A 12,678-nucleotide genomic window follows, 5' to 3' on the forward strand; every position below is an offset into this window, starting at 1 on the left:
TGTATGTAAAGCCTTTTTATAGTTTCGTAGTCCATTGTGAGCAGTCAATAATCCTTGTTGCAAGGTCTTCATAGAAATCCGGTTCATGGCAGACCATAAGAATACTTCCCTTGTATTCTTTAAGTGCGCGATGAAGTTCTTCTTTGGCATCCACATCAAGATGGTTTGTAGGCTCGTCGAGAACAAGAAGATTTGACTCACGGTTGATAAGCTTACAAAGTCTAACCTTTGCCTGCTCTCCACCTGATAAAACCTTGCACTTACTCTCTATATGCTTGGTAGTAAGACCACATTTTGCAAGAGCAGAACGAACCTCATACTGTGAAAAGCCCGGGAACTCATTCCAGATTTCTTCCATGCAGGTTGTCTCAATATTAGGAGACATTTCCTGTTCAAAATAACCTATTTCGACATTTTCTCCAAGTTCAACATTTCCGTTCAAAGCCGGAATCAGACCTAAAATACTCTTTAAAAGAGTAGATTTACCAATACCATTTGAACCAATAAGCACTATCCTCTCATTTCTCTCCATGGTTATATTAAGAGATGATGAAAGCGGCTCATCATAACCTATAATCAGATCCTTTGTTTCAAAGATCATCTTTCCCGGAGTTCTTGCAGTCTTAAAATTGAATTCAGGCTTTGGCTTTTCCTGTACTTTCTCAATAATTTCCATACTGTCAAGTTTCTTTTGACGAGCCATAGCCATGTTTCTTGTTGCAACTCTTGCTTTATTACGTGCAACAAAGTCCTTAAGATCAGCAATTTCCTGCTGCTGACGATTATACGCTGCCTCACGCTGCGCTTTTTTCATCTCATAAACTTCCATGAACTTATCGTAATCACCAACATATCTATCCAAAGAATGAGTCTGCCCATCCATGTGATAAATGATATTAACCACACTGTTTAGGAAAGGAATATCATGGGAAATCAAAATAAATGCGTTCTCGTATTCCTGAAGGTACCTTGTAAGCCATACAATATGTTCGGCATCAAGATAGTTTGTAGGCTCATCCAAAAGAAGAATATCAGGTTTCTCCAAAAGAAGTTTCCCAAGAAGGATTTTAGTTCTCTGACCTCCTGAAAGCTCCGTAACATCTTTTTCCAAACCCAAATCCAAAAGTCCAAGAGCCCTTGAAACCTCTTCAATCTTGGAATCTATAAGATAAAAATCATGATTCGTCAAAAGATCCTGAATCGTGCCAAGTTCTTCCATATAGGCTTCAAGAGTCTTTTCATCGGCATCGCCCATTGCATCACAGATTTCATTCATCCTGGTTTCCATGGCATAAAGCGGCTCAAATGCAGATGCAAGAACATCTCTTATGCTCATCCCCTTTTGAAGAACTGCATGCTGATCAAGATAACCGACCTTGATATTCTTGGCCCACTCTATCTTGCCGGCATCAGGCATAAGCTTTCCAATAATAATATTCATAAAAGTGGACTTACCTTCACCATTAGCTCCAACAAGTCCAATGTGCTCACCCTTCAATAATCTGAAAGATACATCCTCAAAAATAGCTCTGTCACCAAAGCCATGAGCTAAATTTTCAACATTTAAGATACTCATAATAATCCTTTACTCATTGCTATAAAACTCACGCCAAACGCAAATATCAAGTCTCACATTCATCTTGAAAAATTGCGCATCCATTGAAGCGAATATTCATTAAAACAACAAGTAACAAGGTATCATATATTGACTGGTACATCAAGACAAAATATTACTGTTTGCTCACTTGCAGCTCACTCCAAAACTAATTCGCGCATTTCTGCATAAACAGTAATATAAAAATCTCATTTCACTTTCCGCCTGACTTTTGAACTTCTTCCTGCATAAGCTGCTTGATCTTAGGATTTTGCATTAGTTTAATTGATTCAGATGCACATCTGTAGATCATTGCCATTTCCCTCTGAGTGCTATCGTTCACATCACATTTTTTCTCCAATACCTCAAAGTGCTGGATTGCCTTTTCTGCAATTGATTTTGATATTACCATACCATTGCAATACAAAGTTCCGGTTTTAGCATCGAAGCGGGATTCTTCTACAGAAGTCTTTGCAAAATGACCGCCTCCCATTGAAGCTGCAAGCTGATTGATAAGATCTGATCTATCTGCCAATGTACTTCCCTCCTATCATTGCTGAATCTTTTAACGCCGAAAACTCTTAGTCACAAATTATATATTGTCGACTTTTTTTCAATGTAATAATGATAACATTAATGTTCATTCCTGTGGGAGAATTATTATGCATAACAAAAAATAAGCTTCCAAGCATAGTTCATCACTTTCACAAACTATACCGGAAGCTTATTTTTTGTTATGATGCCTGGCTGAGGTGCTCTGATTCCGCGGCCCTAGAGGCAAAAAAGCTCAATATTTTGCGATTTTTTGAACCACGGAGCTTAGACCAATCAATCTCAAGTGCCATTGCACGCAGAGATTGATGCTTTGGGCTAAGCGAAGTGTATGGTTCAACATGAGCAAAAATTGAGCATTTTGCCGATATGGGCCACGGATCAGAGCATCTCTGCCAGGCATCTCCAAATCAAAAATCGTATATCTTATGCTACCTCTTCTTTATCAGAAGAATCTTTCTTTGCTATGTGCTGAGCGTAAAGTGTCTTGGCTGCAATAAATGCAAGAACAAGAGAAAGTGCAACAAGAAGCACTGCTATAACTGACTGGATAAGTGCCCAATAATCAGCTGCTCCTGAAAGGAATGCATTCATCTTAGCCATGATTGTCTGAACCAGTGAGCAGATAGTTACAAGGAGCATAAATACCATTGGTACATAGAACATCTTGTTGTTCTTTCCAACTGATCCAAGCCATGTGCAGACAGCAAGAAGTCCGATAGCTGCAAGAAGCTGGTTTGCTGCGCCAAACAAAGGCCAAATCTTTGTATAACCTGTCATACCAAGGCTTACACCAAGAACAACTGTTACTACTGTTGCAAAATATGGATTTGCAAGAACCTTCTTATATCCTGTTAAATCCTTGTATGTCTGACCTTTTTCTACAAAGAACTCCTGGAACATATATCTTGCAAGACGAGTTGCTGTATCAAGTGATGTAAGGCAGAAAATAGATACTGCAAGGATAAGCATCTGATACATAATGTTCTCTGCGCCAGGAATGAAAGTTGCGATCATTGCTGATAAGCCGCCTGCAAATACCTGTGTAGGGCTTGCGTATGTTCCGTCAGAAGCTGCTGACCAAACATAACCAATTGCGCAAAGTGAGATAACTGCAACTGTACATTCAATAAGCATTGAACCATATGATACTGGGCGCGCATTCTTTTCATTATCAAGCTGCTTTGCAGATGTTCCTGATGAAACAAGTGAATGGAAGCCTGAGATAGCTCCGCACGCGATTGTTACAAACAAAGCAGGGAAAGCTGTTCCTGTTGTAAATACGCCTGTTCCCTTAAGCGCTGCATCTCCGAAAGCAGGAACCTGGAAGTTACCATGTCCGACTAACACTGCTCCTACAACTGCAATAACGCCTGCTGCGATCATGAAATAAAGAAGGAAAGAACTAAGGTAATCTCTTGGCTGAAGAAGAATCCATACAGGTGTTACTGATGCAACAAGAATGTATGCTCCAACAACCCACATCCATGTGTTATAAGTAAGCGCTATAGGATGGAAATTAAGTCCAAGTGCAACGATGCCGACAATTCCAAGGCATCCAAGAACTGATGCGACTCCAACATGAGCATTTTTACGATAAACAAAATATCCAAATACAATTGCAAGTAAGATGAACAGGATTGAGATCATCGCTGTTGATTCATTTGCTGCAAGGGTTGCGCCCTCTACCGCCTTGCCTGCTGCAGTTGTTGTTCCAAAAGTGCTTGCCACAATTGAGCTAAATGCTGCAACTACAAGCAAAAGTGTAAGATATCCAAAAGTAAGGAAGAGCTTCTTAGCTCCTTTTCCCATAGATGAGTTAATGATCTCACCGATTGACTGTCCCTTGTTACGAAGAGATGCGAAAAGAGCTCCAAAATCGTGAACTCCTCCGAAGAAGATACCACCTATAAGTACCCACAAAAGAACCGGAACCCAGCCAAATACTGCGGCCTGAATAGGACCGTTTATAGGGCCTGCTCCTGCGATAGATGAAAAATGATGTCCCATAACAACCGGTGTTTTGGCCGGAACATAATCCATGCCATCCTCAAGTTCATGGGCCGGGGTCTTCCTGCTTGGATCGATTCCCCACTGTTTTGCAAGCCAACCGCCGTAAAAGACATAGCCGGCTGCAAGAATTACGATGCTTACAATAAGTAATACTGCTGCATTCATGATACTTTCTCCTCCCCACCCTTATTAAGGGCATTGAATATATTGGATAAGAGCGGCTTAAGCTCTTTTCCTGCGTAATTAGTCAGACACAGCCTGCTGTCCATACAGACCAAACCTATCTTAGCCTCGCTGTGCCCCCTTAAGTTGAAAAGATATCCTCTGTCAAACTTAAATCGCTTTATTTGCTTTTGGATTTCAAGTGAAGGTGTTTCTTCCGAAATAACAACTAAAGAAAGATATGAGCACATATGGTCCTTTTCAGGATACTTTTCACCTTTGCGAACAAGCTCCGGCTCCATATGCTCTTTAATAGTCTGATACATGTCTTCTATGAATTTTTCATCAATGGATTTTGTTTTTATGAAAAGAACGTGTTCATATGTCCTTATTGCCCACAACTGAGCCTCTTTCTTAAGAACATATTTTTCACCAAAAGAAAAGAAATATGCATAAGCAGGATATTCTTTTTCCCCAAGCTTATAATTTTCAGTAATGTCAAAGTTTGCGCGGTATCTGCTCAAAAGCTCACTCAAATATTCATCACAAACGTTCTCCATAACTGTCCTCCCACAACAATACTTATGAACCTTAAGCAAAATCATGTCACGGATTGTTCTGCGCATCGAGCTCTCACAATCCAATATGATTAAAATCGGTCAAGTAATTCTCTATAAACTTTATCACTTTAAAGTATTATTGCAAGATGACAAAATTAATGTCTTTCGACATTAATTTTGTCATGTATGTCTCACGCTACATCCTCATCAGAAAGTGATGTACTCTGGTGCACCATAACTTCCTTGTCATAGCATGCAAATGCCGAATCCACAAGCTCTTTATCAGGCTTCTTAGTAAATACTGATACTACCGGGACAATCACAAGTCCTGCCAGCATGCAGAATGCGCCAGCATTGATGGGTGACTGCAAAAGAGCAGGAAAACTCTTTCTTACAAACATATTTGCAAGCATTACAACAGTTGAAAATACAAAGCTGCACCATACGCCTGCCTTGCTTGTGCCCTTCCAGTATAGACCATACAAAAATGGCGCAAGAAAAGCTCCTGCAAGTGCTCCCCAGGATACACCCATAAGCTGGGCTATGAAAGTCACGTTCTGCTTGTACTGCACAATTGCAATGACAACAGATATTCCAACAAATACAACGATAAGGCATCTCATTATAAAGAGCTGCTTCTTTTCATCCATATCTTTAACAACATGACCTTTCAGAAGATCAAGTGTAAGCGTTGAACTACTTGTAAGTACCAATGAAGAAAGTGTAGACATCGAAGCAGAAAGGACCAAAACAACTACTACTGCAATAAGAATATCAGGAAGTCCTGAGAGCATTGCAGGAATAACAGAATCATATCCGCCTGCAGCTATATCAATTCTGTCAGAGAAAAGTCTTCCGAAACCGCCAAGAAAATAGCATCCTCCTGCAACAACAAATGCGAAAAATGTTGAAACTATAGTTCCCTTAGAAATAGCCTTCTCACTCTTTATCGCATAAAATTTCTGCACCATCTGTGGAAGTCCCCAGGTTCCAAGAGATGTAAGTATGACAACCCCAAGAAGGTTTATCGGATCAGGTCCAAAGAATGAGGCAAATATACCAGGAGTTGAAGAAACAGATTCATCGCTGATCTGCGCAAGACCATTAAGAGAAGCGATAAATCCACCCTGACTGTTAAGAACAGAAATCACAACTGCGCTTATGCCAACCAGCATTATTAATCCCTGTATAAAATCATTTATGGCAGTTGCCATGTATCCTCCCGCAATTACGTATATACCCGTAAGAACAGCCATAACAACGACACAAACGGAGTAATCAATATTGAAAGCCATACCGAAAAGTCTTGAAAGCCCATTATATAAAGAAGCAGTATATGGAATAAGGAAAATAAAAGTTATTATCGAAGCCGCAATCTTAAGAGAATTGCCACCAAATCTTGCAGCAAAAAACTGAGGCATTGTAGCTGAATCCAGATGCTGAGTCATGATTCTAGTTCTTCGTCCCAGTATCGCCCATGCCATAAGCGAGCCTATAAGCGCATTTCCAATACCTGCCCAGGTTGCCGCAATTCCGTATTTCCAACCAAATTGTCCTGCGTATCCCACAAAAACAACCGCAGAAAAATAGGACGTTCCGTAAGCAAAAGCAGTAACCCATGGTCCAACTGCTCTCCCACCAAGAACAAACCCGTTAACATCAGTTGAATTCTTGCGACAGATAAAGCCGATAGTAAGCATTACAGCGAAGAAAACAACCAGTAGCAAAACCTTGATCACCATAAATGTACCCTCCAACGTAAATTGTATTCTTTTACACTATAACGCTTTAAACCAATAAAGTCAACGATATTTAACTTACCTCTTTGCTTTTTCTCGAAAACAAATTTTAATGACTTTTTAGGCATTTTCTATTTCATAAAAAAGAAACTTACTGTAAACCTTTTACAGCTTACAATAAGTCTCTTTCTTATTATTTCCTTATTCACTTATCGTTTCTTATCTTCGAGGAATCTGAATCCACCGATATGTCTTTCAATCTTCTTCTTTTCTTCTTTGGATTCTGCTGCATCCATAAGCTCCTGTTTATACCCGGCAATGCAGTCATCGCAAAGAAAGCCTTTGTATATCCTTGCTCCGCAGGACTGGCATTTAAGACCAAGATTTATTGCAGCAGGATGTATCAGACGTCCATCCTTCATCCACTTTGTCATGGTCTCCACAGAAGCCCCGGTCTTTTCGGAAACCTCATCTCCTTCTGCTCCCGGATTTCTGTCAAGATAATCCTTTACTGCCCGCATCAGTTCTTCATCCCGTTTAAGGCAGTCCTTACAGTACACAGGGCCATAGCCTGCATAATTAAAGATTTTGTTACAAAGTTCGCAGTTTCTGAAGTCCATACTGTTTCCTCCTTATTTTCAAAGGAACTATCAGTTTCGGTCATCCATCTCTACATATTCTTTTCTTGGTTCGATTGCCATATATGCCGGACGAATAATCTTGCCGTTATTTGCAAGTTCTTCCATACGGTGCGCGCTCCATCCTACTATACGGGCAATAGCAAAGATAGTTGGATAAAGTTCTTCCGGCAGCCCCAGCATCCTGTAAACAAAGCCTGAATAAAAGTCGACATTTGCACTTACGCCTTTATACATTGTGCGCTCGCCGCTTATAATCTTAGGTGCAAGGCGCTCAACCATCTGATAAAGAGCAAGTTCATCTTCTTTTCCTTTCTCAACAGCAAGCTTTTCCACAAAGCCTTTAAGGATCATGGCACGAGGATCAGACTTTGAGTAAATAGCATGTCCGATTCCATAGATGAGTCCTGCCCCGTCAAACGCCTGCTTATTAAGGATTTTATCAAGATAAGCGCTTACTTCTTCCTCGTCCTTCCAGTCCTTGACGTTTTGCTCAATGTCATCAAACATATGAACAACCTTGATGTTTGCACCGCCATGTCTTGGTCCTTTAAGTGAGCCTATAGCTGCTGCTATAACAGAGTAAGTATCTGTCATACTTGAGCTCACAACATGTGTTGTAAAGGATGAATTATTACCACCGCCATGCTCCATGTGGAGAACAAGACATATATCGAGAAGTTTTGCTTCAAGCTCAGTATACTTGCTGTCAGGCCTTAGCAGATAAAGAATTGTCTCTGCAGTAGAAAGCTCCTCTCTCGGTGGATGAATAATAAGCGAATTTCCTTCATGATAATGATTGTACGCATGATATCCATATATAGAAAGAAGCGGGAATATACTTATCAGCTGAAGCGACTGTCTAAGCACATTTGGCAGAGATACATCATCTGCAAGGTCATCATAGGAATACAAAGTCAACACACTTCTTGCCAGAGTATTCATCATATCTCGGCTTGGCGCCTTCATGATAACATCACGGACAAAACTTGTGGGAAGGCTTTTATATATTCCTAAAAGCTTCTCAAAATCAAAGAGTTCTTTTCCTGTTGGCAGTTTATCAAACAAAAGAAGATATGTGCATTCCTCAAATGCAAATCTGTTGTTTCGAACAGCAGCATCAATAAGCTGATGCACATCATAGCCGCGGAAATAAATCTCTCCGTCAGCAGGAACTTCTTTCCCATCCACAACCTTCTTGGCAACTATCTCTGAAATCCTGGTAAGACCTGTCAGCACACCCTTACCATTAAGGTCACGAAGTCCTCTTTTTACATCATATTTGATAAAAAGATCATTTTCTATAAGATTCGCTTCCCTCGAAAGCTCGGAAAGCTCAACAATTTCCGGAGTGTTTTCCGAATAATAGCCTTTACCTAAATCCATGTACGCTCCTCCAATTCTTTGAAATCTATAGCAAACGGTATTTTCTATGTCTTTTGTTTAATTCAGGATAAAAAATCCATTACAGCATTCTGCATTTCTGACTTATCAACTACTGTCTTATGTCTAATCTCAGCATCTCTGATAGATGTAACTGCAGCAGGAATCTCCACCCCTGAAACCTTTGAAAGTTCATCGGCAAGTTCAAAATCATCCTTACTCTCATCGCCTTTTCCAAGAGCATTCATAACGCTTCTTGGAAACTTGAATGGGCTTGCTGTAGATGCAATTACAGTTACAGCCTTATCACCTGTCTCTTCACGATATTTGTTGTAAACTGCGCTTGCAACTGATGTATGTGTATCAATAAGGTAACCTGTACCCTCAAACACTCTCTTTATTGTCTCAGCTGTTTCTTCTTCAGTAGCAAAGCCGCCATAAAAATCAGTAAGCTTATCTCTCATTTCCTGGGTGATCTCATATTTGCCATCCTTGGAAAGCTTGCCCATAAAGTCAGCATCCATAGCCGCATTGTCGCCTGCGATATGATAAATAAGTCTCTCAAGATTTGATGAGATCAGAATATCCATTGAAGGTGATGAAGTAAGCACGAAATCACGGTTTCTGTCATACTCACCTGTCTTGAAGAAATCAAACAATACTTTATTAGAGTTTGATGCGCATATAAGCTTTGCAATCGGAACTCCCATATTTTTTGCATAATATGCTGCAAGAATATTTCCAAAATTACCTGTCGGAACAACTACATTTATAGCCTCTCCGTCAGCAATTCTTCCCTCTTTAAGAAGTCTGGTATAAGAATAAACATAATACACGATCTGAGGAACAAGACGTCCAATATTGATTGAATTTGCAGAAGAAAACTGGAAGCCCTTCTCATCAAGTTCTTTTGCCAGTTCCTTGTCAGTGAAGATCTTCTTAACGCCTGTCTGAGCATCATCAAAGTTGCCTTCAATACCTATAACGCAGGTATTATCGCCCTTTTGTGTAACCATCTGCTGTTCCTGAATAGGGCTGACGCCATGTTTTGGGTAAAAGACAATTATTCTTGTTCCGGGTACATCTGCAAAGCCGGCAAGAGCAGCTTTTCCTGTATCACCACTTGTAGCTGTAAGAATAACGATCTCATTCTTTACATTATTCTTCTTTGCAGCTGTAGTCATAAGATATGGAAGAATTGAAAGAGCCATATCTTTAAAAGCTATTGTAGCTCCATGATACAGTTCCAGATAAAATGCACCGTCAGCTTCTGCCAAAGGCACTATCTCTTCTGTATCAAACTTGGAATCATAGGCATGTGTAATGCAGTATTTTAACTCTTCCTCGGTATAATCCGTAAGAAGCAGCTTCATAACTTCATAAGCAGTATCTTTATAATCGAGCCCTGAAATCTCTCTAAGGCTCTTTTCAAGCTGTGGAATATGATCCGGAACATAAAGGCCTCCATCGGGAGCAAGTCCTCGTAAAATTGCCTCAGATGCTTTAATCTGTCCCAATGCTCCTCTGGTGCTACTGTACAAAACTTCTTTTGCCATTGCTTTTACTCCTCTTTTATTGATACAATATAAATGGTATTACGTTAATTATTATGCCATGAATAAATTTTCAAAATAAAATCAGGCAGATAATTATATTTAGTATATCATATTACCATTTCTAATATCTACCATAGATTTTAACACTTTGAATTATTAAAGTGACGAAATTTTTAGTCAAACATACCAAAGGCGGGATTATGATTGAAAAGCACTGCATCGGAGTGTATGCTACCAAACTCAAAGACGGAACACCTTCCTTCAGAGCTTCCATAACCTACAATGGAAAGCACATTTCCCTTGGTTCTTTCGATAATGAGCACAAGGCATCCTTAGTATACAAAGATGCCCAGAAAATCCTGAATGATTCCTCCATAACCATTGATAAATATGATAAAAAACTAAATATCCCCTTTGAAAAATACATCTGTCTTATCAATTTCAGAGACACAGGCATGTACATTTCAAATCCCATTCACCTTGAAAAAAACTTTTTTACCTACCACTTATCTCCCGACTATGTCCTCAAATTTGATATTGAAGACCTCTTCTATTATTCGTCCCATAAAATAATGAAAAGAGGCTCACACCTCTTCGTAGCTGATTATGGAAGCCAACTGTCAGTACTGCAGCGATACGGAATAAAAAGCTATGCTGTCGAGGGGAGAGATTATCATTTTTTAAACGACGACCCAACAGACCTTCGCTACGACAACATCGTGATTTTTAACAGATATCGCGGCGTCCTTCAATTCGTAGAAAAAGGTCTTATCAAGTATAAAGCCGTGATTCATGTAAAGAGCAATTATGTTATAGGAAGATATAAAACCGAAGTGGAAGCCGCGATTGCTTATAACAAAGCGGTGGATCTTCTGATTAAAAACGGCATCAAAAAAAATTTCCAGATGAATTACATAGATGGACTTTCTGCGTCCCAATATGCCGATATCTATCGAAAGCTCAAGATGTCTCCCAAGCTTCTTCGCATAAAGAACAAGGACTGATTTTTTCTATAATTAGTGCAAATATTTCATTGAAAAACTCTGCATTTGTCAGTACACTATAAAACTATACCGCCAAAATAAACATGGCTTATCAAGGAGAAAAAATGGCGAACGTACTGGCAAAAAAATACTCAAAGGATATGACTGTAGGCGTGCCTGCTACTCTTATCCTTTCTTTTATGCTCCCAATGATGATGGGAAATATATTTCAGCAATTCTATAATATAGTAGATACTATTATCGCAGGCAGATTTATCGATGCCAAGGCACTTGCAGCCGTTGGTTCCACAGGTCACATAACTAACCTGTTTTTCGCTCTGGGAAATGGCCTTGCAACAGGTATAGGCATTTTAGTTTCGCAAAGTTTCGGAAGCGGAGACATGAAATCAGTAAAAAAAGTAATAACCAATGCTTTCGTGATTGTCAGTGCCACCGCAATTTTTGTCGGACTTCTTGGCTTTGCATTCTCAAGACTTGTCCTGGAAAAGCTTCTAAAGACTCCGGATACAATTCTTGATAACGCTGTAGCTTATATGTCTATCATATGTCTTGGCTTTGTAGGGACTGCCCTATACAATACAATCTCATACATCATGCGCGGAATAGGCGACTCCAAAACACCGCTTTATTTCCTTATCGTATCCAGCTTTCTCAATGTCCTTATGGACCTTTTATATGTAATTGTTTTTAAAATGGGCGTAGTTGGACTTGCAGTTGCAACTATCACAGCCCAGGCCCTTTCTGCGGCAGGTTCTATTACTTACGCCTTTGTAAGAAACTCTGTGTTCAAAATTGGCAAAGACGACTGGGGACTTGATAAGGACATAATTGTAAGATGCTATACCCTGGGCGGCTCCATGGCTCTGCAAAGCGGTTTTATCGCGCTTTCTTTCGTTATACTTCAGCGTGTGATAAATTCTTTTGACTACATTGTAATGGCTGCTTTTACCACAACAAGTAAGATTGAAAACCTTGTCAACATGCAGTTCAAGGCGCTTCAGGATTCTCTCTCCACTTATACCGGCCAGAACATCGGAGCCAAGAAAGGTGACAGAGTAAAGATGGGCTTTAAGAGCGGAATGACCATGATGGTGATATATGTCCTTGTCATGATTCCTGTAATGGCGTTCTTTGGCAAATACTTTGTGCGCGTCTTCATCGATAGTTCAGAGACCGAGATAATTGCATTCGGCTCAACAGCCATGCGTATTCTCTCCTCCTTCTATCTGCCGCTTGGATGCATTTATGTCTGCAGAGGAATCCTGAACGGCGCCGGCGATGCTAAATTCCCGCTTATTTCAGGTATTGCCGAAATGACAGGAAGAATTATCTTCCCTGCTTTCTTTTGCTCACTCCCATTCCTTGGCGCATGGGGGCTTTGGATCTCAACCGGCGTAACCTGGACAATCGTAGGAGGCACCGCCCTTGCCCGTTACTTTATGAAGGACTGGCGCAAGGGGCTTTTTTAAAGATGTTA

The 12,678-nt window shown here is 40.1% G+C and carries 10 protein-coding genes; 2 read left to right on the forward strand and 8 right to left on the reverse strand.

Annotated features, from left to right (window positions below; all coding sequences use genetic code 11):
• Positions 1-16: 16 nt before the first annotated feature.
• The 8 genes from BM086_RS02575 to thrC form a co-directional block, all read right to left on the reverse strand.
• Positions 17-1,576, reverse strand: coding sequence for an ABC-F family ATP-binding cassette domain-containing protein (locus tag BM086_RS02575; RefSeq protein ID WP_092322933.1), 1,560 nt, complete (start codon positions 1,574-1,576; stop codon positions 17-19).
• 232 nt (positions 1,577-1,808) lie between these two features.
• Positions 1,809-2,129, reverse strand: coding sequence for a hypothetical protein (locus BM086_RS02580; protein ID WP_092322935.1), 321 nt, complete (start codon positions 2,127-2,129; stop codon positions 1,809-1,811).
• A 443-nt stretch (positions 2,130-2,572) separates the two neighbouring features.
• Complete coding sequence (locus BM086_RS02585) at positions 2,573-4,324, reverse strand: carbon starvation CstA family protein (protein ID WP_092322938.1); 1,752 nt, start codon at positions 4,322-4,324, stop codon at positions 2,573-2,575.
• On the reverse strand, positions 4,321-4,881 hold the full coding sequence (locus tag BM086_RS02590) for a hypothetical protein (RefSeq protein WP_092322941.1): 561 nt from the start codon (positions 4,879-4,881) through the stop codon (positions 4,321-4,323). The genes BM086_RS02585 and BM086_RS02590 overlap by 4 nt, the downstream gene beginning before the upstream one ends.
• A gap of 191 nt (positions 4,882-5,072) precedes the next feature.
• A complete protein-coding gene (locus BM086_RS02595; protein ID WP_092322944.1) occupies positions 5,073-6,623 on the reverse strand; it encodes a sodium:solute symporter family protein in 1,551 nt (516 codons plus the stop codon).
• 206 nt (positions 6,624-6,829) lie between these two features.
• Positions 6,830-7,240 carry a hypothetical protein gene (locus BM086_RS02600; RefSeq protein WP_092322946.1) on the reverse strand — a complete coding sequence of 137 codons (411 nt, stop codon included), beginning with the start codon at positions 7,238-7,240 and terminating at the stop codon, positions 6,830-6,832.
• A 30-nt stretch (positions 7,241-7,270) separates the two neighbouring features.
• Positions 7,271-8,644 (reverse strand): citrate/2-methylcitrate synthase, encoded by a 1,374-nt coding sequence (locus BM086_RS02605; RefSeq protein WP_092322947.1) that lies wholly within the window; start codon positions 8,642-8,644, stop codon positions 7,271-7,273.
• Between the two features lie 62 nt (positions 8,645-8,706).
• Positions 8,707-10,197, reverse strand: a complete 1,491-nt coding sequence (thrC, locus tag BM086_RS02610; RefSeq protein ID WP_092322950.1) for a threonine synthase — start codon at positions 10,195-10,197, stop codon at positions 8,707-8,709.
• A gap of 200 nt (positions 10,198-10,397) precedes the next feature.
• Here thrC and BM086_RS02615 point away from each other — a divergent pair, with 200 nt between their 5' ends.
• Together BM086_RS02615 and BM086_RS02620 are read left to right on the forward strand one after the other, a co-directional pair.
• Positions 10,398-11,201 carry a hypothetical protein gene (locus tag BM086_RS02615; RefSeq protein WP_092322953.1) on the forward strand — a complete coding sequence of 268 codons (804 nt, stop codon included), beginning with the start codon at positions 10,398-10,400 and terminating at the stop codon, positions 11,199-11,201.
• Positions 11,202-11,305: 104 nt separating this feature from the next.
• Complete coding sequence (locus BM086_RS02620; RefSeq protein WP_175560067.1) at positions 11,306-12,670, forward strand: MATE family efflux transporter; 1,365 nt, start codon at positions 11,306-11,308, stop codon at positions 12,668-12,670.
• Positions 12,671-12,678: the final 8 nt, after the last annotated feature.

The sequence above is a fragment of the Butyrivibrio sp. YAB3001 genome (assembly GCF_900112195.1).
Lineage (GTDB): Bacteria > Bacillota > Clostridia > Lachnospirales > Lachnospiraceae > Butyrivibrio.

Excerpts from the sequence above, each read along its gene's own strand:
- BM086_RS02605 (WP_092322947.1), bottom strand. The coding sequence starts at position 8,644 with ATGGATTTAGGTAAAGGCTATTATTCGGAAAACACTCCGGAAATTGTT.
- BM086_RS02585 (WP_092322938.1), bottom strand. The coding sequence starts at position 4,324 with ATGAATGCAGCAGTATTACTTATTGTAAGCATCGTAATTCTTGCAGCC.
- BM086_RS02590 (WP_092322941.1), bottom strand. The coding sequence starts at position 4,881 with ATGGAGAACGTTTGTGATGAATATTTGAGTGAGCTTTTGAGCAGATAC.
- BM086_RS02615 (WP_092322953.1), top strand. The coding sequence starts at position 10,398 with ATGATTGAAAAGCACTGCATCGGAGTGTATGCTACCAAACTCAAAGAC.
- BM086_RS02595 (WP_092322944.1), bottom strand. The coding sequence starts at position 6,623 with ATGGTGATCAAGGTTTTGCTACTGGTTGTTTTCTTCGCTGTAATGCTT.
- BM086_RS02620 (WP_175560067.1), top strand. The coding sequence starts at position 11,306 with ATGGCGAACGTACTGGCAAAAAAATACTCAAAGGATATGACTGTAGGC.
- BM086_RS02575 (WP_092322933.1), bottom strand. The coding sequence starts at position 1,576 with ATGAGTATCTTAAATGTTGAAAATTTAGCTCATGGCTTTGGTGACAGA.
- thrC (WP_092322950.1), bottom strand. The coding sequence starts at position 10,197 with ATGGCAAAAGAAGTTTTGTACAGTAGCACCAGAGGAGCATTGGGACAG.
- BM086_RS02600 (WP_092322946.1), bottom strand. The coding sequence starts at position 7,240 with ATGGACTTCAGAAACTGCGAACTTTGTAACAAAATCTTTAATTATGCA.